Genomic DNA, 20,979 nt, shown 5'->3' on the forward strand with positions numbered 1-20,979 from the left:
GCCCTATTACCAGTGCGAAATCGCTTTGGTATCCAGAAATTCTTCAATTCCCCACCGGCCACCTTCACGAGCGCGCCCAGAAAATTTTACTCCACCAAAATAACTTCCATCAGGTAAACCACACCCATTAATTTCTACCATGCCAGAACGCAATTGCGTGGCAACGCGTCGACATTTGCTCCGGTCCTGTGATTGTATATAGTTCGTGAGGCCGTAGTGCGTGTCATTAGCTAAGGCCACAGCTTCATCCTCTGTATCAAAGGGAGTCATCGAGAGGACTGGACCAAATATCTCTTCTCGAAAAATACGCATATCAGGCTTAACATCGGCAAAGACTGTCGGACGTATGTAATAACCGCGTTCCATTCCTGTAGGTAAGCCAGTACCACCTGCGATAAGAATTGCACCTTCGTCAATGCCAGATTGAATGAGGGCCTGTATTTTATCATATTGTTGTTTTGATACTACGGGACCAATGTGATTTCCCGCTTGACGGCTAGGTCCGACTGTTACTTTCTCAGCAATACGCTTGGCTGTCGCGACGGCTGCATCATAGGCTGAGCGTTCTACGAGCATACGTGTTGGCGCATTACAGCTTTGCCCGCTATTATAAAAACAGTGGTGCACACCGCGTTGGACGGCATTTGCGTCCGCGTCAGCAAAGACCACGTTAGCTCCTTTGCCTCCAAGTTCTAAGCAGACTCGTTTCAAAGTACCGCCGGCATTTTTAGAAATGTCTCTTCCTGCTCTTGTTGAGCCGGTAAAGCTAATCATTGCTAAATCTGGGTGAGAAGACAGGTACGAGCCTACGCCGGGTCCGTCACCGTTGACTAAATTAAAGACACCGGCGGGAAGGGCCGCTTCGTCTAAAATTTCAGCAAAGAGCATGGCGGAAAGAGGCGCAATTTCGGAAGGCTTCAGGACCATTGTACATCCAGCCAATAACGCGGGAATCACTTTAAGAGTTATTTGATTCATGGGCCAATTCCACGGAGTAATTAATCCTACGACGCCGATAGGATCATATTGAAGAATTGCGTCATCGTTTCCTTCTATTAAACTTCTTTGGAAAAAAAACTCTTTAAAAGCTTCGATAAAATTACGAATATGACGATTGCCTGACGCAGTTTGCGCATTGCGTGCTATATCGATAGGCGCGCCCATCTCCATTGAAATAGTTTGGGCCATGTCTTCAGAGCGTTTTTCATAAATCTCTAAAATTTTTTCAACAAGGGCAAGACGTTCGTGTGGCGCTGTCATTTTCCAGTGATAAAAAGCTCCTTTTGCAGCGGTAATTGCTTTATCTGCATCTTTTGTGCTGCCGAGGCTGATAATAGCACACGGCTTTTCTGTTGATGGATCGATGACATGAAAATCACTTACAGCGTCTGGTTCTTCCCATAGGCCATTGATATAAAATTTCCGCTTATTTAACATAATCTTATTCCCTATATCATCTTTATTATTTCCCAAATTATACACTATTGAAGTCCTTTGTAACAAGGGCACTTTTATTAACAGTTATTAATAACGGTAGAGGCTCGCAGGTTTCATTTTTGGTGTGCGTAAAATTGCTAAAGGCAACTTTTTTCATTGAAAATTGATAACCAGCAAAAGGTTATTAACCTTCATAAAGTAACATTTGCGCATTCTTTTTGAAAAAGCAATTATTCTCCTTGCTATAATTTTGTTGGGTACCATGCGTAATTTGAAAATAAAGTCTATTTCTGCACCCTGTGTCACTGATCAAAGTATGGAAACTGTGTCAGAAAAAACATTATCTCCCGATATTTCTGAGATGTTTTCTTATCCAGAAGTGTGGAAAAAGGCATTTTCCCTCGGAAAGAATGTGCGTTTTACACGGACACCAGAGGTTGAAATTTTGCGTCGCCGCATAGAAACAGACCCAATTTTTGCAAAACAGTTTAAAGTGTTTGCACAGCAAGAGAAACAGAGGCTTGCAAGCATTACAAAATTCGACAAAAAAACGGTAAACTCTCAATTAGTAGAGAAAGCGGTTAATCCTCGATCAGTTGAAAATAAGGCATCGTTGTATTGTTCGACAGTCATTAGGCAGCCGGTACAGCAGATTGCTGAAACATCAACCGAAGGAAATGCCGAAAAGCACGCATCGTCAGTAAAAAATACAGTGCAAAAAATAGAACCTGTTTTTTATCTTTCTGATAACGCATTTTTCGAGTGCGGGCCCTTTATGCTAGAACAAGCTGGTATTAAAATTTTGTGCGAAGAGGGGACGTCTACCGATGCCGCGAGGTCGACGGAGTGCCAAGATAATGAAATTTTTCAAGAAATGTATTCCGCTTTTGATGAGTCAATTACTTCCTTTTACCGCGTTCTTGAGCATCGTTTTCCGCGATTATATGATTCAATTGCGCCAGAAGCTTCGGCAGCAGATATTAAAGACGCTGAGGAAATTTGTGCTTTAGATCATACTGAGAATAATTCTGGCAGAGAAATTTTGATACGCGGTGTTGAATCTGTTTTCGAAGAAAACGAAGAAGCCGAAAAAAATCAAGAGTCACCTTTTATTCAGGTCCCTGTTCAGGGAGCGGGTAATATGACAGAAATTGCGATAAACAACGAGGACAACGGTGTTGCCGATTACGCGGTGGTAGACGAAACAAAGGGCACAACAGATTCTTATGCAGTAAAAGAAGAAAGAAACGCATTTCGGGCCATTAATATGCCATTTCGCAGTCATACTCCCGCTTCTGTGCCTATTTTGCAATCTGTTGATTACGATGACTATAAACTTCCCCCGGCTAATTTATTACATGAGCCTATTTTTCAGAATGATACTATTATTTCTCAGGAAATGTTGGAGCGTAGTGCTGAGCTTTTGGAAAATGTTTTGAAAGATTTTGGAGTTAAGGGAGAAATTACTCATGTTCGCCCGGGGCCGGTGGTGACGATGTATGAATTTAAGCCCGCTGCCGGAGTAAAATCATCTCGGGTTATCGGCCTTTCTGATGATATTGCTCGTTCTATGTCCGCTATTTCTGCGCGCGTCGCTGTGATTCCTGGACATAATGTTATCGGAATTGAATTGCCAAATGCAGTACGTAAAACTGTCTATTTTAGTGAGTTAATTCAATCGAGAACTTTTCGCGATAGCCAACTTAAATTAGCTCTTGCTTTAGGGAAAGGAATTAACGGCGAGCCTGTAACTGCGGAATTAGCAAAAATGCCTCATTTATTAGTTGCAGGAACAACGGGGTCGGGGAAATCTGTTGCTGTTAATACAATGATTTTGTCGATTCTTTATAGAATGACGCCGGAGCAATGCCGCTTGATTATGGTTGATCCGAAGATGTTAGAGCTTTCTGTTTACGATGGTATTCCGCATCTTTTAACGCCTGTTGTGACTGATCCCAAAAAAGCCGTAACAGCTCTAAAATGGGCGGTACGCGAAATGGAAGAACGATACAGCAAAATGGCCAAATTAGGTGTGCGTAATATTGATGGTTTCAATGCACGTATTGCGCTTGCGGTAGAAAAAGGCGAGACGATTATGTGCACTGTGCAATCTGGCTTTGATAAAGAAAGTGGGGAGATGCTTTATCACGAAGAAGCGATGAATCTGGCGCAGCTACCTTATATTGTCATCATCGTTGACGAAATGGCTGATCTTATGATGGTGGCTGGTAAAGAAATTGAGGGGACCATTCAGCGTCTGGCGCAAATGGCACGTGCTGCTGGTATCCATCTTATTATGGCCACACAGCGTCCTTCTGTTGACGTGATAACTGGCACGATTAAGGCGAATTTTCCTACACGCATTTCTTTTCAGGTAACATCGAAAATTGATAGCCGTACAATTTTGGGGGAACAAGGTGCGGAGACGCTCTTGGGTCAGGGAGATATGCTTTATATGGCCGGTGGTGGGCGCATTGCGCGTGTTCATGGATCTTTTGTTTCTGATAAAGAAATCGAATCTGTTGTGGCACATCTTAAGGTACAAGGGAAACCGAATTATTTAGCGACGATAACAGATAGTGAGAGTGACAATGATGATGAGGGAATTGTCGATTCAGCCACCGGGATTGTTGCGGCAGGAAGCTCTGCAGAGGAAAATAGAGAGCTTTATACGCAAGCTATTGAGATTGTGATGCGCGATAGGAAATGCTCAACATCTTATATACAGCGCCGGCTTGCAATTGGTTATAATAAAGCAGCTTCCCTTGTTGAGCGGATGGAAGAAGAAGGTATTGTCGGGGCTGCTAATCACGTAGGTAAACGCGAAATTTTACTCGATGAATGTAATGATATTCAGGGTGATTTTTAAATCACGTAACAACGGAAATTTTTGAAATAAGCTATTTTATAAGGACTGGTGCTACCCCATGCTTGCTTTTTGCTATGGGGCATTAATAAAACTCTAACAAAAAGCGACGATGCAAAAGCGCCGTTCTATATCAAGCTTGTTGGCAGGTAAGGTAGGCTTATTGAAAATGCCTTCGTCGCGACAACACGTCCGCCGGAATTTTTCCGCAACCACCACTGCGCCCCAAACGATAGTAGAAGAGAATTGGGGCGATTTGTTTTATTTTTACGACGCAACCACGGAACAATTGCAAAAATATTCTCTCTGTGCCCCGTGAATGAAATTAAAGCTATCAGTTTACTTTTTTTTGGCTAATAGGTCTCTGATCTCTGCTAAAAGTTGTTCTTCAAGAGACATTGCCTTTGGTTTTTTTTCTGCCTCTTGCGTCCGGCGCAATTTATTCATTCCCTTGACAAATAAGAAAAGAATCCAAGAAATAATGAGAAAATTGATGAATAATGTTATGAAATGCCCATAGCTTATGGTAGCTCCAGCTTCTTTAGCTGCGGTCAGGGTGGCCTTTTTTTCGCCAGCGAGTTGAAGGAACATATTAGAAAAGTCGATACCGCCTGTGACGAGGCCGATAATCGGCATAAAAATGTCATTGACAATTGAATTAACTAAGCTAGTGAAGGCACCCCCTATAATCACACCGATGGCTAAATCAATCATATTTCCTTTTAAGGCAAATTCTTTAAATTCTTTAAGCATTGTATTTTCCCGTTTATGTATGGAGTATATGATAGCCCACTTACCGCTTTTGATAAAAAAAGAAAGGGTGGTCTTTATTTTTTCGCCGTTTTATATCGCAGCTATTATTAATATTCAACGGCATCAGACTGTATAAAAAGTTTCTACGTTAGTACCCTATTTAGTTGCGGCGATAATTCATAAAGCCCAGCTTAACGGAAGGATTTTTGAATTCAGGAATTGTGATTATTAAAGTGGCGAGATATTTCGGACTTATAAATTTATGTCAGAGACCTTATGACGAGATGGCGAAAAGACGGTATATTTTATTGGTAAATTTACCAAATTTTCGATATTTGGGTGACGGCTAGAAAATATCTTCAAGAAAATAAAGAACTTTATTTAACTAATATTATAAACACAAGCTTGATTCAGTGTTAATTGCGGGATTTTTTATAGTGTGCGGTGTAGTTTCAATTGTATTATATGCCACTTTAGCATGAATTTTTGATGTTTAAGAGCTTCAATAATATGGGAAGAGTAATATTGATTTTTTGGAGAAAGCTGTATGAGTTTCTTTCGTTGTATTGGCCGTCCCGCTTTATTTATGTTGGATCCAGAGCGTGCACACTATCTGGCAATCGCTGGGTTAAAAAGTGGATTAAACGGCTGCCAGAAGATCATTGATAAGCGTTTGCGTGTAACGGTTGCAGGTCTCGAATTTGAAAATTTCGTCGGCCTTGCTGCAGGTTTTGATAAGAACGCAGAGGTTATAGATGCTGTTCTGTGTCTAGGATTTGCTTTTACTGAGATTGGCACAGTTACGCCAAAACCACAAATTGGAAATCCTAAGCCACGGCTATTTCGTCTAATAAAAGACGAAGCAATTATTAATAGAATGGGCTTTAATAATGATGGGCACCAAGTTGTTTACGAGAGGATTGGCACGCGCCGACGGGCAGGTATTGTAGGAGTCAATATCGGTGCCAATAAGGATACAGTCAATAAGATTGACGATTATACTGCTGGTATCGCTCGTTTTTACGATGTTGCTGATTATTTCACGGTTAACATTTCTTCACCTAATACACCAGGTTTACGCGATTTACAGGCGCGCGATAATTTACGCCTCCTAATGAGCGCAATTTCACAAGCGCGTCGTGAACAAAAGAAAAAGTATGGAGCTCTTGTTCCAATTTTTTTAAAGATCGCACCCGATTTAACAGAGCAGGAATTAGACGATATAGCTGAAGAAATGAAGCTTTCTGATTTTGATGGCGTGATTGTTTGTAATACTACTCTTTCACGTCAAGATCTCAAGAGTAGCACATTGATTCGTGAGGAAGGGGGATTATCAGGACGTCCATTATTTAAGCTTTCCACCATTGTACTTGCAAAAATGCGTCATAAATTAGGGAAAGATATCGCGATCATCGGTGTTGGTGGTGTGCGGGATGCGCAAACAGCTTTAGAAAAAATAAAAGCTGGTGCAGATTTGGTGCAGTTGTATAGTGGGATGGTCTATGAGGGGCCAGATCTCGCTGTGACCATTATGAAGGGGGTTTTACAGCTTATGGAGAAAGACGGCGTCGGCACCATACAAGATTATCGTGATTATAATGTCGAATATTGGGCAAAACACGCTCTTCCTTCGCAATAAAGCCGTTGTTTCTCAACAAAAAACACAGGATTTTTTTTAAGGGGCTTGCAAACTCTTCTGATCTTCCTTATGTCACACAAGCAGAGGATAAATAGTTTATCATGCGGTTGTAGCTCAGCTGGTTAGAGCGCTGGTTTGTGGCACCAGAGGTCGTAGGTTCAAATCCCACCAACCGTACCATTTTTCGTGACATTCGACACGGTTAGCGGTTCATAGAGATTGTAGAGCGTGTTTTGTCTTGATGAAGGTTGCGGTGTCCTTTAGAATCGGCGGTATTTATACATAAAAGGATACCATAACGTGGGCCCGATCATGTTTAAGTAATAGTTGTGGCTGTAAGAAATAGTGAGCGAATGAAACACTGTGAGCCGGTTGCCGGTTTTTTGAAAAATTTGCGTGGTGTGAAAAATTGGGAGCAAGCTTCGCGGTGGCTTGCATCTCGGGATGCAGAGGATATCGAATGCATTACGCCTGATCAGGCAGGCGTGGCGCGTGGCAAGATGATGCTTTCTAAGAAATTTACATCAGGTACGTCGCTGGCATTACCTTCAGCAGTCTTTATAGCGACGATTTCGGGAGATTATCCCGAAGATGGTAATGGCTTCGAATATCCGAAAACGGATGGTGATTTACGTCTTGAGCCTGATCTTTCTACATTGAGCATTGTACCATGGGAAGACGCCCCTACAGCGCAGGTGATTTGTGATCTGATATATCAAAATGGGCAGGCTGTTGATTATACGCCGCGTAATGTTTTGCGTACAGTAGTAGATTTTTATACTCAAATGGGGTTGAGACCAGTCGTTGCACCAGAAATCGAGTTTTATTTAGTGCAAAAAAATCCTGACCCTGATTATCCTTTAATGTCTCCAGTTGGTCGTTCTGGGCGCTCAATTGGCGGTGGGCAAGGCTATTCGATTGCTGGTGTAAACGAGTTTGATGAGCTGATTGATGATATTTATCATTTTTCGGAAGCGCAGGGATTAGAAATTGATACCCTTATTCATGAAGAGGGGGCAGGTCAGTTTGAAATTAATTTACGTCACGGCGACCCCATCGAGTTAGCTGACCAAGTTTTTATGTTTAAACGGACCATCCGCGAGGCAGCGCTTAAACACGATATGTACGCAACTTTTATGGCTAAGCCTATTCAGGGGCAACCAGGATCTGCTATGCATATCCATCAATCCGTCGTCAATCAGAAAACTGGTGCTAATATTTTTACGGAGAAGGACGGGGGGGAAAGTATGTGCTTTCGCCACTTTATCGGCGGGTTGCAGAGGCATATGGCCGGGGCGCTTGTTATGCTTGCTCCTTATGTTAATTCTTACCGGCGCCTCATGCCTTGTGCCTCGGCGCCTGTTAATTTGCGGTGGGGATATGATAATCGCACTACAGCGTTTCGCGTGCCACGTTCTGTTCCACAGGGGCGGCGTGTTGAGAATAGGCTACCTTCGTCAGATGCTAATCCTTATTTAGCGCTTGCAGCTTCCCTGGCTTGTGGTTTAATTGGTCTGCAGCAAAAAATTGAGCCGGATAAGCCGGCAACAAAGACCGTGAACGCCGATAATATCGAACTCCCACGCGGGTTGATTGAAGCTGTCACTTTGTTTGAGCAAGATAAAGCATTACGCGCCATTCTAGGTGATGCATTCGTGAGCACTTATGCCGCTATTAAAAGGCAAGAATTTGAAACTTTTATGGAAGTGATTAGCCCGTGGGAGCGTGAATACCTCTTGCTGAACGTTTAAATATTGTCACTATGATTGATTATAATCCAATTTCTCCGGGAGTTTCTTGGTATGAAGACACTCTAACAGGGCGTCCTTCTTATCCGTTTTTTAACGAACAAACGCAGTGCGATGTAGTTATTATTGGAGGCGGTTTCACAGGGCTTTCGGCTGCTTATCATTTAGCCGAAGTCGGAATGAATGTTGTTTTATTAGAGGCTTCACGTTTTGGTGATGGTGCTTCGGGGCGCAATGGTGGCCAATTGGGAACAGGCCAACGACGATGGGTGGAAGCATTGGAGAAAAAGTACGGTTTTGAGCGGAGTAAAGCTCTATTTGATTTAGCTGAAGAAGCGAAAAGAGATGTTTTATCTTATTGTTCTACACCTGATTGTAATATAGACTTTATGCCGGGACAGCTCTCAGTTATCCATAAAAAACGTGAAATGGCAGCTTATCAACAGCATGTTGAAATCATGCAGCGTTATGGTTATCACGGTCTTTCTTATATGGACAAAGCTGAAATAACAGAACGACTTGGTTCTTCTTTTTACCACGGCGGTATTTATGATGCAGAAACTGGCCATATCAATCCCTTAAAGCTGATTGTTTGGTTAGCAAAAAAAGCAGAAAAAGCTGGCGCTAAACTTTATGAAAAGGCACAAGTAACGGCAGTAAAGCGTGAGAATGGCCGGTGCATGGTGGTAACAGCGAAAGGCGATATAGCGGCCGAGAATGTTCTATTGGCGACGAATGGATATAATCTTGGGCTCCAGCGTTTTGTCAAAAAAAATATTATTCCTATTCGCTCTTACATCGGAGCTACTGCGCCATTGCCGAAGGATAGTTCTATTCTTCCTGGAGGGGAAGCAGTGGATGATTCCCGGTTTATGGTTCGTTATTTTCGAAAGAGCATTGATAATTGTTTGCTATTTGGCGGAGTAGAAAGTTACGATAATCGGCATCCGGTTAATTTGGATGCGCGTATACGACAACAGATCGTTGAAATTTATCCTCACTTACGGTCCATAAATTTGACTCATAGTTGGGGTGCAACGGTGGCGATCACAGTTGAACGCATGCCCTATGTTCGCCAATTAACATCAGGCATCACTTATTGTGGTGGATATTCGGGACACGGGGTTATGCTTGCTCCCTTTATGGGGAAATTATACGCTGAATGGCTATCTGGGAGACGCGAGCGTTTTAAATATTTTCAGGATTTAAAGATTTCACCTTTTCCAGGTGGAAAAATTTTACGTTATCCGCTTGTATTTTTAGCGATGAGTTGGTTTTCTTTTATGGATCGCTTATAATTGGTTATCGTTTTAAATAAAGAAAGTCAGTATTTCTCCAGTGTTTATTTACTTAACAGTGAGAATTTTAAATAGCCAGCTTTGAGCGGATATACGCGAAATAGCTCAGTGTAAAGCAACAAAAGTATTTGGCGCCGTTTAAATTTCGAAGCGCCTTTTACTTTAGCGTTGCAATTTGGCTTATCGAACTACAGTGGAATTTAGCATATTTATCCCCTTTTGTATTTAATAATAAGAGGAATAGGAGAGGCTTTTAAAGCGCCAGTACCAAACGGCGAAAAGTTTATCATTGTGGTTTATTATCAAGAGCTAAAAATGAATAAATTGTCGTGAATTAAAAATAATTAAGCTATTTTAGAAGGTCATAAATAAAAAGCTGCATTAGATAGGTGGTTATGTTTTAAGTGTATCAGGCTCAATTTTTATCATATTCGGCGTAATATAAGGGGTTTAGGAGGCTTTGTTACGCGATTGCGGGGCAGTAATATTGTATTTGGTGGCTATACATACAAATAGCCTAGCCATGATGGTGGCGCCTAGAAACATTTAATGTGTGAACGGTCGGCGCGATTTGGCTTTTTAAATAGCAAATCTGGCAGCAATATACTGTTTTTGCAGCATTTTCGTTGATGAATTGTGCTAATAAAAGAGCGTCTACCATAGCAGCACGGCTGAAGCTAAAAATTCTGGCAATTTACGTAAATATTATGAAAGCGCTGAAAATTCTTAGAATTTTGGGATGGGCAGTTTATGAGCTCGAGCAGCGGCTTTGAGTGTGTTGACCATGAGCATAGCAATAGTCATGGGGCCAACGCCTCCTGGTACAGGAGTTATAGCGGCGGCTTTTTCTTTAATTTGTTCAAAATCAACGTCACCAACGATACGGGTTTTTTCTGTATTTTTTTCCGATGTCGCAATTCGGTTAATGCCGACGTCTATGATGACAGCACCATTTTTGACCCAGTTTTTTTTGATCATTTGCGGACGGCCGACAGCCGCTACCAAAATATCGGCGCTGCGGCATACTTCTTCAATGTCGCGGGTATGACTATGAGCGATTGTTACGGTGGCATTGGCCGCCGTTAATAGTGCTGCCATAGGTCGGCCGACAATATTAGAGCGTCCGACGACAACAGCATCAAGGCCTGATAAATTTCGCCCGCATTGTTTTTCTATCATCATCATAGCGCCAGCTGGTGTGCAGGGAACAATTGCATCCTCAAGCGCATTCGCTGCCAATTTTCCCATATTAATATAATGAAAACCATCAACATCTTTCTGAACCGCGATAGCTTGCGTTATTTTGTTTGTATCAATGTGAGCAGGGAGGGGGAGTTGCACTAAAATGCCGTGAATTTTGGGATCAGAATTTAATATTTCGATGAGCTGGAGCAGTTCTTTTTCTCGCGTTTCTTTAGAAAGCGTATGTTTGATCGAAAGAAATCCGCATTCTTCAGCTTTTTTACTCTTAGATGAAACATAGATTTGACTTGCGGGATCATCCCCAACAATAATAACAGCGATGCCAGGTTGTATTTTATGGTTGTTGCGAAGTTTCTTTGTTTCAACTTTAATTTTAGTGATAATATCTTCAGCAAGCTTTTTTCCATCAATAACATTGCTCATGAGGGAGATCCTTTCGATAGGGCTGTTTGGACTTTTTGTAGAACATTTATTAATAATAAGATAGAATTTTATAAAAACATTTAGGTCATAACAGGAAAAGTAGTTATATTGTTTTTATCTATTTTTAGCTTTTGTGAAGTATTTAAAATATTTATTTTGCAAATAATCCTTCATATTATTGTTCCAATATAGTTTTTATAAGAGTAATCGAGCTATGAAATGGCTCAAGTGGCTTTAAAGTTATATAATTTGGCTTGAGTCTAAGCTGTTATAAGGATGGGAGCATAGAGAAAATTGTGCCTGTCAGTAGAATAAAATTTTCGAGCAAAATTTTTATTACAATCTTTTTTTTATTCGGGGTCGTTGTCATCATTTGACTTTATGTTGTACCAACGAGCATAATTCATGCTCGTTTAGCACAAGATCTGAAGTCATAGACCACGGCTATAATGCGCAATTATTTAATCCTACATAGTTAACTTTTTTTCCTATTCGAAAGTATTCTTTTCAGGAGTTATGTTAAAACCAGGAATTGATGATGGTGCGCCTTTGATGAAAGCAGAATCGACGAAAGGCGATCTTTTTTTAGGTGATCTCCTCGGTGGGTGTATTTCCTTTTTGGAGACACGGATTATACGTCCACAATTTGTTACGGAAAAACTTATTGAGACAGTGGCCAGTTTTTTAACACAATTTCTCGATCGCGAGGTGCATTGGGATTAGCAATAGCTAATGTTCGTGAAGTCGTAAAACATAGCTCTGATAAAATAAATCAGATACAATATTTTAAATCAATCTCTTAGCGTATTGCGATTGAAAATAGCGTATTGGTCTATAGTAATGGTATTTTTAATATAACAAAAGATAACGGGGCTAAATGCAGCTGTAAATTGTCTAGAATCAGTACAGACAGCGCATTTTAGCGTAAATGCTCGTTGGCACGGAAAGCTGATGGAATTATCGATCAGCGCTGATCAAGCTTTGTTGTTTTGGTCAGGGGGGGAGAAGCCCACGTGAGGAGAATTTTAGTTCTTCATGTGGCAGCATAACATTTATAGGGCGGGCGCGATTACCCGAATATTACATTTTGGGTAGAAAGATATCAAATATATTCTTTTGGTTGGAGCCAGATATTGGCTTGGATCAATAGCAATCAATGTTTAAGCATGGATTAGAAATGCCTATTATGCGGGATTTTCATTTTTTAACGCGATAAAAAATTATGCAAATGGACGCTATTACCTTCATAAATAGGTACAAAAAGAGGTGCGTGAAGCTCGGGAATTTATTTTACAAAACCACGTTCCTGTTGTGGTCGATTCTTCAGAGGTTGATAATCTGGATTTTAACGTATTTGGAAGTTGATATTTTTTTAATTAAGGGAGAAGATAAGTGTTCTGATATAGTAGCTTTAACCGCTTAGATATTGAAGCGAGATTTTCAAATGGTGCAGTGATTGCAACAGAGATACTGATGCATAAAGTAGTTTGGGGTCTTTTCATCTAACGGGGGTAGCGAATTTTGGCACTGAAAACAAAAAATAAGCGGGCATTTCAGGTACACCCGCGAAAATAATCATCCGGAAACTGTATATCGAGGTATCCAGCGTCTTGCCGCTAGCCTCACGCAGTCGCTCGTTTTTTCGCTCAATTTCACGGGGGACTCTTAGTGATTTTTTTTCAAAAATTTACAAAAGCCGAATTTTTTCTTTCGTCATTGACGGTCATTAGTAGGGGAGCACCGAAAAATATTGTAGTTGCACAAAATTTTAAAATGTGCCGAGAGGCATCTACTGAAGTTGGGCGGAGATTCCATAGCCGTCTTTTGGGAGTGCGCTTTTTCCATCAGCTCCAACTGAACCAATTCCCACCGTTATTAGAACGAAGGCCAAAATCGCGGAGACAGTAATGATTGTAGCTTTTTTTGCAGACATGTTTTCCTCTCTAATTACAGCGAGCCGTTGAATATAATGTCGGGTGCTATTCAGTTTCATATTTTTATTAAGCAAAATCATTTAACATTACTATTGGTTGCACTTGTTACCTAATAAAGGTAAAAAAACTTTATTGTTCTTTACACAATCAGCTTTATGAGCTTTCTTTTTTGATTGCGCTTTTTGCTTCACCGTCTTGACGATAGCGATTGGCTCTGGCACACTTTTCCGATGCGTGCAAGTTATAAATTTCAAAGATTATTTACCCAGCAGCCACTTGCTTTAAATAAAGAAATAAGGATAGAGGGCCCACAAGCTTTTTATCTTACGCGTGTTTTGCGCATGAAAGAAGGGGGTAAAATTTTGCTTTTTAACGGGCAAGATGGAGAGTGGTCCGCTAATCTTGAGGTTATTAAGAAAAAATTTTTAGTTGTTAAGCCTACTCGTCAAGAGAGGCCGCAAATAGCGCGTTCAGATCTTATTTATTGCTTTGCTCCACTTAAACACGCACGTTTAGATTACGTGGTACAAAAGGCCGTAGAAATGGGAGCATCTGTCTTGCAGCCGGTTATAACGCATTATACGCAAATTACCCAAGTTAACACAGCGCGTATAGAGGCCAATATCATCGAAGCCGCCGAACAATGTGGCATTTTGGCTTTACCAGAGTGCGCGCCTGCTTTATCATTGGAAGCGCTTTTAGCAAATTGGGATAAGACGCGCATTCTGTTTTTTTGTGACGAGTCATACGGATCGTGCAATCCGTTACCTCTTCTAAAAAAGCATAAGAATTTTCGCCCGGGCGTTTTGATTGGGCCAGAAGGTGGGTTCAGTGAAGAAGAGCGAATCTTTTTAAAAAAGCATCCATTTGTAATTTCTATGTCATTAGGACCACGTATTTTACGGGCTGATACCGCAGCTGTTGCAGCACTAGCTGTTATTAATGCTACTGTAGGGGATTGGTCGATTGATTAACGAATTTATAATAACCATTTAATGTGATTCATGCAAAATGACGGGACTAATGGCAGGATGAAAATAAATTATGGCTCTTGATACGGTTGATAAAAGGGAAATTCCTAATCTAGATTTCTTGGTTAGCTATTTTCAGGGGGGATGCAAAGCGGAAAGTGATTGGCGTATTGGTACAGAGCATGAGAAATTTCCATTCTATATAGATGGTCTTCGCCCTGTCCCGTATGAAGGGACAAAGGGTGTTCGCGCACTTTTGGAAGGAATGCAAGGAGCGTTAGGATGGAACGCTGTTTTAGATGAAGGTAACATTATTGGCCTTGTAGGGGCGGCCAACCAAGGCGCTATTTCTTTAGAGCCAGGGGGGCAGTTCGAATTATCTGGCGCGCCACTAAAAACGGTAGGTCATACTTATCGTGAAGTGATGGAACATTTGGCTCTCCTTAAAAAAATCTCAAAACCATTAGGTATCGGTTTTCTAGGTATTGGTGCCAGTCCAAAATGGACTTTAGCTGAAACGCCGCAAATGCCTAAATCACGTTATCAGATTATGGCCAATTACATGCCGAAAGTCGGTCATAATGGTCTTGATATGATGTATCGGACGTCAACGATTCAGGTTAATCTTGATTTTTCATCTGAAGCTGATATGCGGCGGAAAATGCAAATATCAATGAAGTTACAGTCTATTGTGACTGCGCTATTCGCTAGTTCACCTTTTACTGAAGGACGCCCAAATGGTTTTTTATCTTGGCGTTCTGAAATTTGGTGTAACACCGATAATCAGAGAACGGGGGTGCTCTCTTTTGTATTTTCTGAGCGTTTTGGTTTTGCGGATTACGTTGAATGGGCACTAGATGTACCAATGTATTTTGTTGTACGCAATGGGCATTATCACGACTGTACACATATAACATTTCGCCAATTTATGAACGGAGCGTTAAAAGGACAGATTGCGGATTCAACGCCCAATATAGGTGATTGGATCAATCATTTATCAACATTATTCCCCGAAGTACGCTTAAAACGTTTTTTAGAAATGAGGGGAGCTGATGGCGGTTCTTGGCAGCATATCTGCGCGTTATCCGCTTTTTGGGTCGGCCTTCTTTATGACAGCGAAGCGCTTAATGAAGCCGAGTCTTTTACTAAAGACTGGCGTTTTGAAGAAGTTTTAGAGATGCGGCGACGCGTCCCCAAAGAAGGACTAAAAACACCTTTTCGTCGGACTATAATTTTGGAATTAGCGCGCCAGGCTGTTGCTATTTCACGCAAGGGTCTAGAAAATCGCAAGCGGGGTGGCGCTTATGGTTTTGACGAAACGAACTTCCTTAACCCTTTAGAGGAAATTATTACAGCGGGTCAAACGGATGCTGATAAATTTTTGTCCAATTACTATTCTATTTGGGGTAAGTCAGTGGAACCTGTATTTTTAGAGCGCACTTATTAGATCTCAAGACGAAAAAAAATACAAAAAAGCACACACCACACTTTATCAGAGCAACACTTGCAACACTTTGTCCCACAACGAAGAAAAACCGCGAGCATCAGCTCTGTCCAAGGCAATATTGGAGGAACCGCACACATACAGCCCGCCCCAGACACAAAATTTTCTGTGTTATTTATGCTGTTTCACAACGCGCTAACGACATATCACCGCGCGAAAGAAGCACGGCCATTACCGACCAGACCCTCTCTCTGCGCACGCTTACGGGCGAGCTTACGCGTGCGACGAATAGCCTCAGCTTTTTCACGAGCACGCTTTTCAGAAGGCTTCTCATAACAACTACGCATCTTCATCTCGCGAAATATGCCCTCGCGTTGCATCTTTTTTTTAAGCGCACGCAACGCTTGATCGACATTATTATCACGAACGAGTACTTGCACGATGCATCCTGTTTTGTTTCAATACCACAAATTAAACGCGAAAAACCCCACCCTCTCAAACACAAAACTGGAAGGATATACGCTCCAGTGTGCGTTTATCATATAATTAAGGTATTTGTCTATAATTATTTTTAAAAACATTATTCGTTCTGTTATTGAGTAATTTTTTGTGATTTTATTATGGTGAGCAATATGAATTTTTAGAGACGGGGGTGTATGATAAGTCGAATATAACGCGGCGGTTTTATGGGGCTCTAAAATTATAATTTAAAGGATGAGCGCACTTAAGCTTAAGAAAAAGGACGTGGCGCACCTGAAGACGCTGTTATTATATAATAAAATCAATTAATTATGTGAAAGTAAGGGATTTCTGCCCCTTTGATTTTATTAAGTTTTTTTAATGCCTATCCCGTACCTTTTTCGAGTTTTTTAATTGCCTCAATAGCGAGTCTCCTTCTATCTGCTGTCTTTGTGTAATGCGACGCCATGGCATCATCTATCCAACCAAACAACGCTTTTATTTGTGCCAGTGTTGCACCCGCATTTGCGGCACGTGTGGCGGCTATTTTTCGAACCCCATGAGAAGATTTTTTAATCCCAGCTTTACGACAGGCTATACGGAATAAAAGTCCGAAGCTCTCTTTTGTTAGAGAATTCCCTTTTTTACCGCATATAAAGGTATCGGAACCTGTTTTGCCGCGCTTTAAACTGTCTTTGAGCACTGGCAAAATCGGCAGGTGGACCTCTGTTTTAAAGCCGCTCTTTTCCGTTGTTAGAGATAAGATATCATCTTGAACATCTCGCCAACCGATACGAACCGCATCACCACGACGCAAGCCCGTGTAAAGTAAAACGTCGAGCCATACACGTTCTTTGCTGTGCTCAGCCCAATATGCGTAGTAGACCTCTATGTCTTTTTCCGTCCATGCTATAAATCCCTCTTTATTTTGTAATACAGGTCTTTTAACGCCAATCGTCGGGTCCACCGTAACATAATCCATGTCGAGGGCCCATTTGAATAAACTGCTCATGGCTCCCATAAAACTCTTTGCAGCCCCCGGTGTACCCAGCTGTTCATTTACGGCGTGTTGCAGCGTCTTCCTGGTAATTGTCAGATAAGGAATATCACTATTTTTAGCGATGATGTTACGGTAGATTGATTCTCTCAGGCGGCGAGTTCCTTTCGATAATTTATTCCAGCTAACGCTTTGATAGTAATTATAGATGAGCTCTTTGAGAGAGCCACTCTTTATAGAATCTTTCTTGCGCAGTATCGGCTCATCACTCTTTAGCTGCTGAATGGCCTCATTATATTGATCAACGAATTCCTGTGTTCCATACACCGCTTTGAGACGTATACGGGGGCCGTGTCCGACACGGACATACCATAAAATCTTCCCGTATCTTGTGACTTCTTTCACAAGATGTGGTGGCCTTCTCTTCGGCATTTGATTAAACTTTTCTGTAATATTAGAGTTTCAATTTGACAAAATCTTCTAAAGATGCGTCCTGGTGTTTTTCTTGCATGATAGGCGGTGGTGGATCTTTGAGATGCATTAAAATGGAGCAGCCTTGAGTTCTTACCTCTACGGTATCCACCCCGTTTTTTTTGGCTGAACGTATGACACGGTTAATTTCTGGTTCTGTTATGACAGCTTTTCTCATAGCCATGATTTAATTCCCCCCGGAACAGAGCTGTTCTTCCATTTGATCAATTTCTTCCAGGGCCTTTATGACTTTTTCTTCAACTTTTTTAATAGCGCTATCATCACGGAAAAAGCGCTTCACTCTCATGCGAAATTTGGTGGGAAAGCGTGGATCATAGGACATGAAGTCGCACCATTGTCGGCCTGTACAGGCCATCTGAAATATCATTTGTCTCATATATTCTTCCTTAGGTTCACCCGTCACCAAGAAGCCTATGTGGGTTTTGCTTTCAGGGCACTTGACTTCAACCAGGCCTTCATCACCGACGAGACCATCAGGGCTTGCCCCAGCCATTTCAATTTCAGGGTGGTTGATAAAAAAGGTCTTTTGCACCTTATGCCCCGTTGCAAATGCGTAAGCATCAAGAGCATCTTGTTCATGATCTATGCCCCACTGCATGGAAGCTGTGACTTTATGTTCTTTCAATTCACCAGTGAGGCGTTCAGATAATTTCTCAAAAATATATCCCTCGTAAGTCGCTTTGCCCGAAAACAGCTTACTAACACCACTAGCCGTAATTTTGCCCAAGCGGGCTTTAAACCATTCAGTTGTACGTTGTTCCATATTATACCTCACGAGAGCCAGAGACTTGCTCATGAAGCATATCTTTAAGATGAGCTAAGAGCTCTAATGCTTGCGTCTCTGTTAAAAAGCCTAATGAAGGGACACGTGCATATTTGAGGAAAGATTCTTCATCACGACCTAATGCCGACAATAGATTCTTAATTTCTGTCTGCTGTGCGTCTGTTATAGTGGTGGTATCCTGTAAATCCTCATGATCAGGGATTTGTCCAATTTGATCATAACCTTCGGCAATGCCCTTAAGTGTGTCTTTGAGATGGGAGAATTTATGCTTGGTCTCTTTGTCGAGACTATTCCACCATTCAAGCAAAGCCTTCGTGCCGTTTGAGGCAGCTATCATTCCGTTTCGCTTTAACAGTTCCTGCTCTTCGTCAATGGCAACGCCCATATTACTCCATTCAAGCACTGCCGTACCAGAGCTAATGTCAATTGGCTTATTATCTGGAAATGCATGACGAATATCACCTGGACATTTTTTTATTTCTGGAAAATGAGTGCCTTCCGATAGCATCATTGATATTGTCATTTCATAGGGGAAGGATTTGTCTTGGATAGGGGCGTAACCTTCCTTGACAATTTCTCTTCTTCCTTCAACCGTTACTTGCTTGAGGTCATCTTTTACCCGACAACAAAAGATTAAATGTGCGTTGGTTTGTACAAGTTCACGGATAAGCTTTTTATGCTCCTCCTTTGGCTTTATCCAGCAGTGCAATCCTGGTTTCTTTGTTTTCATTTCGGCGTTTTTTGCTTGTTCAAGAACGCCGCCTGGACCTTCCCATTCATCAGAAATGCTATCAATAATGATCGCTTTATACCCGGCCTCTTCAAATTCTTTAATAGCTTGTATATAGCGCTCAGCTGTAAAGGGCGGGTCAAGGTCAATGACATCAAAACCACCTGAGACATCTGCATAAAAGCACGAGCGTTTATTTTCGGTGTCAATCAGGCCTATTTTCCCGTTTGGTCCCGCCAAACCACGGGCATATAATAGGGCGCTATACGTCTTTCCTGAACCAGACGGGCCGGCAATTAAAGTTAGAGTATGCGCCCGTTCACGGACAGCGCGTTGGATATTCATTATTGCTCTCCCTTTTAAATTTTCGTGATAAATTGCTGTGTTCTGTATTTTCAATGAAGAGTCACGGGGAAGGAGAGGGGTGCCTCGCCATGAGCCGTATTCTCGGTAAAATCCATATCTTGCCTTAATGCAGGATATTTATTGGGTTAGCTGGCTAGAAAGCTTTTTATAGCGCCGTGTCGTGTTGCTGATACACTTACTTCCGTGAATCCAAATATTGCCGCCGATATGCACATTTTCACAGACAGTCGCATCGTAGCCTATCCAACAATTACCTTGTTGACTTAGATTCCATTCGCCTTGAATCTGCCCGCCTATATTACCGATATCAACGTAATGATATTGTCCCAAATTCCTTGAGTTGCGAGGACTTTTTAAACTAAACTTACGTAAGGCAATAATTCTATAAAATACGCTTCCAAGCACTTCGATGTAGTTACGTATAACTCCGTATTTTACTTCCGTAAGATCAGGCTCATCACCGGTCTCAGAGTCACCAAAGACCCATACCTCGCCTTTATAATACGGTGTCCACCCGCCCACGAAACGGACTTCATGAAGTATTGCTTTGCCTACTTTTTTGATTTGGCCCGTAAATTCCAATTGTAAGCCTTCAGGAGACTCTTTTATAAATTCGAATTGTTGTTGCATTGTCTTTCTTTTTCTATAAATTTAGCCAATAGAGTGCCTTCTACAAAAGCATGCGCTAGATGTAGTGTTTGAGGCTCTATATGAAGGGGGAATAAAACGGGAAGTCTTAAGGGCGAGAGTCCTTCAAAGCTTTCCCGCTTAAACTATAAGAAGCGTGACTCAATATCGTAGTCTTTGCCTTCTTCCAGATATTCTCTCCAAACATCTGAATCTTCGACAAATTTTGGAACTACACTATTCTCACCGATATAACGACCTCGTGAATTTTCCTCTAAAATCCATAGCCACGCGACGTCTTCTGTGTAGCTGGTTGTCTTGAGCTTCAGTATATCTCTTAAGCTAAAATGATCGATGTGATAAAACTGATCATCGGCCAATAGCTCGGGCAATTCCTTAATAATTTGTTGTAGATTGTCTATATCCTCAAAAGATACGGCTACGGGGATATCTTCGAGCTTTTCTCCGTTAAGAGTGAAGATTAATTGGTACATTTCGTCACCAGCTTTGAGTCAACTTTCTCGTTACCTCTTTTCCAAACCCGAATATAGCCTCTGGGACCGGCTGGATAATCAATAAAGGTAAGCTTTATTGGCAGATTTGCCCTGTCATGATAAGTAGAAGATGTCCTCTTATGAGGACGATACCGCGTAATGAGTCTCTTTAAAAATCTCATTTCCCCACCCTTTTCTGTAAGTAATTTTGACTCACACCAGATCGGCTTTCGCTTCTTCGTGATGTGTTGTGATGAGGAATATATACCGTAAAGGATTATTATGATCAAGTCATTTTATGCTAAAATGGTTTT

General features: G+C 41.5%; 18 protein-coding genes and 1 tRNA gene. 8 read left to right on the plus strand and 11 right to left on the minus strand.

Annotated elements, in window-relative coordinates; all coding sequences use genetic code 11:
• Window positions 1–6 precede the first annotated feature (6 nt).
• Window positions 7–1,437, minus strand: a complete 1,431-nt coding sequence (locus tag BANH1_RS01090) for an aldehyde dehydrogenase family protein (protein WP_015397608.1) — start codon at window positions 1,435–1,437, stop codon at window positions 7–9.
• Window positions 1,438–1,699: 262 nt separating this feature from the next.
• Between BANH1_RS01090 and BANH1_RS01095 the strand changes: the two genes are divergently transcribed.
• Complete coding sequence (locus tag BANH1_RS01095; RefSeq protein ID WP_015397609.1) at window positions 1,700–4,306, plus strand: DNA translocase FtsK; 2,607 nt, start codon at window positions 1,700–1,702, stop codon at window positions 4,304–4,306.
• Window positions 4,307–4,642: 336 nt separating this feature from the next.
• On the opposite strand, the gene mscL is transcribed toward BANH1_RS01095, so the two are convergent.
• Window positions 4,643–5,056, minus strand: coding sequence for a large conductance mechanosensitive channel protein MscL (gene mscL / locus BANH1_RS01105; protein ID WP_015397610.1), 414 nt, complete (start codon window positions 5,054–5,056; stop codon window positions 4,643–4,645).
• 547 nt (window positions 5,057–5,603) lie between these two features.
• Between mscL and BANH1_RS01110 the strand changes: the two genes are divergently transcribed.
• From BANH1_RS01110 to BANH1_RS01125, 4 genes are all read left to right on the plus strand, one after another.
• Window positions 5,604–6,695, plus strand: coding sequence for a quinone-dependent dihydroorotate dehydrogenase (locus BANH1_RS01110; protein ID WP_015397611.1), 1,092 nt, complete (start codon window positions 5,604–5,606; stop codon window positions 6,693–6,695).
• Window positions 6,696–6,798: 103 nt separating this feature from the next.
• Window positions 6,799–6,875 (plus strand) — tRNA-His (locus tag BANH1_RS01115).
• A 173-nt stretch (window positions 6,876–7,048) separates the two neighbouring features.
• Window positions 7,049–8,446, plus strand: a complete 1,398-nt coding sequence (locus tag BANH1_RS01120) for a glutamine synthetase family protein (protein ID WP_420804620.1) — start codon at window positions 7,049–7,051, stop codon at window positions 8,444–8,446.
• A gap of 11 nt (window positions 8,447–8,457) precedes the next feature.
• The gene (locus tag BANH1_RS01125; protein ID WP_015397613.1) at window positions 8,458–9,741 is read left to right on the plus strand and encodes an NAD(P)/FAD-dependent oxidoreductase; all 1,284 of its coding nucleotides are present in this window, start codon (window positions 8,458–8,460) and stop codon (window positions 9,739–9,741) included.
• 726 nt (window positions 9,742–10,467) lie between these two features.
• Here BANH1_RS01125 and folD read toward each other — a convergent pair.
• Complete coding sequence (gene folD / locus BANH1_RS01130; protein ID WP_015397614.1) at window positions 10,468–11,367, minus strand: bifunctional methylenetetrahydrofolate dehydrogenase/methenyltetrahydrofolate cyclohydrolase FolD; 900 nt, start codon at window positions 11,365–11,367, stop codon at window positions 10,468–10,470.
• A gap of 516 nt (window positions 11,368–11,883) precedes the next feature.
• On the opposite strand from folD, the gene BANH1_RS07010 reads away from it, so the two are divergent.
• On the plus strand, window positions 11,884–12,090 hold the full coding sequence (locus tag BANH1_RS07010; RefSeq protein ID WP_051039090.1) for a hypothetical protein: 207 nt from the start codon (window positions 11,884–11,886) through the stop codon (window positions 12,088–12,090).
• Between the two features lie 1,066 nt (window positions 12,091–13,156).
• Here the strand turns inward: BANH1_RS07010 and BANH1_RS07395 are convergent.
• Window positions 13,157–13,300: a hypothetical protein gene (locus BANH1_RS07395; RefSeq protein ID WP_015397615.1), complete on the minus strand. Its 144-nt coding sequence runs from the start codon at window positions 13,298–13,300 to the stop codon at window positions 13,157–13,159.
• A 231-nt stretch (window positions 13,301–13,531) separates the two neighbouring features.
• On the opposite strand from BANH1_RS07395, the gene BANH1_RS01140 reads away from it, so the two are divergent.
• Both BANH1_RS01140 and BANH1_RS01145 read left to right on the plus strand, forming a co-directional pair.
• A complete protein-coding gene (locus tag BANH1_RS01140) occupies window positions 13,532–14,275 on the plus strand; it encodes a 16S rRNA (uracil(1498)-N(3))-methyltransferase (protein ID WP_041583151.1) in 744 nt (247 codons plus the stop codon).
• 70 nt (window positions 14,276–14,345) lie between these two features.
• On the plus strand, window positions 14,346–15,719 hold the full coding sequence (locus tag BANH1_RS01145) for a glutamate--cysteine ligase (RefSeq protein ID WP_015397617.1): 1,374 nt from the start codon (window positions 14,346–14,348) through the stop codon (window positions 15,717–15,719).
• Window positions 15,720–15,922: 203 nt separating this feature from the next.
• Here the strand turns inward: BANH1_RS01145 and rpsU are convergent, their stop codons facing one another.
• The 7 genes from rpsU to BANH1_RS01180 form a co-directional block, all read right to left on the minus strand.
• Window positions 15,923–16,156, minus strand: coding sequence for a 30S ribosomal protein S21 (gene rpsU / locus BANH1_RS01150; RefSeq protein ID WP_015397618.1), 234 nt, complete (start codon window positions 16,154–16,156; stop codon window positions 15,923–15,925).
• Window positions 16,157–16,560: 404 nt separating this feature from the next.
• Window positions 16,561–17,604 carry a tyrosine-type recombinase/integrase gene (locus BANH1_RS01155; protein WP_041582888.1) on the minus strand — a complete coding sequence of 348 codons (1,044 nt, stop codon included), beginning with the start codon at window positions 17,602–17,604 and terminating at the stop codon, window positions 16,561–16,563.
• A 22-nt stretch (window positions 17,605–17,626) separates the two neighbouring features.
• Window positions 17,627–17,827 (minus strand): hypothetical protein, encoded by a 201-nt coding sequence (locus BANH1_RS01160; RefSeq protein WP_041582890.1) that lies wholly within the window; start codon window positions 17,825–17,827, stop codon window positions 17,627–17,629.
• 3 nt (window positions 17,828–17,830) lie between these two features.
• Window positions 17,831–18,427, minus strand: a complete 597-nt coding sequence (locus BANH1_RS01165; RefSeq protein WP_015397620.1) for a lambda exonuclease family protein — start codon at window positions 18,425–18,427, stop codon at window positions 17,831–17,833.
• A 1-nt stretch (window position 18,428) separates the two neighbouring features.
• The gene (locus BANH1_RS01170; protein WP_015397621.1) at window positions 18,429–19,523 is read right to left on the minus strand and encodes an AAA family ATPase; all 1,095 of its coding nucleotides are present in this window, start codon (window positions 19,521–19,523) and stop codon (window positions 18,429–18,431) included.
• Between the two features lie 138 nt (window positions 19,524–19,661).
• Window positions 19,662–20,174, minus strand: coding sequence for a hypothetical protein (locus tag BANH1_RS07020; protein ID WP_015397622.1), 513 nt, complete (start codon window positions 20,172–20,174; stop codon window positions 19,662–19,664).
• Between the two features lie 143 nt (window positions 20,175–20,317).
• Window positions 20,318–20,665, minus strand: coding sequence for a hypothetical protein (locus BANH1_RS01180; protein WP_015397623.1), 348 nt, complete (start codon window positions 20,663–20,665; stop codon window positions 20,318–20,320).
• Between the last annotated feature and the right edge of the window lie 314 nt (window positions 20,666–20,979).

The organism is Bartonella australis AUST/NH1 (assembly GCF_000341355.1).
Lineage (GTDB): Bacteria > Pseudomonadota > Alphaproteobacteria > Rhizobiales > Rhizobiaceae > Bartonella > Bartonella australis.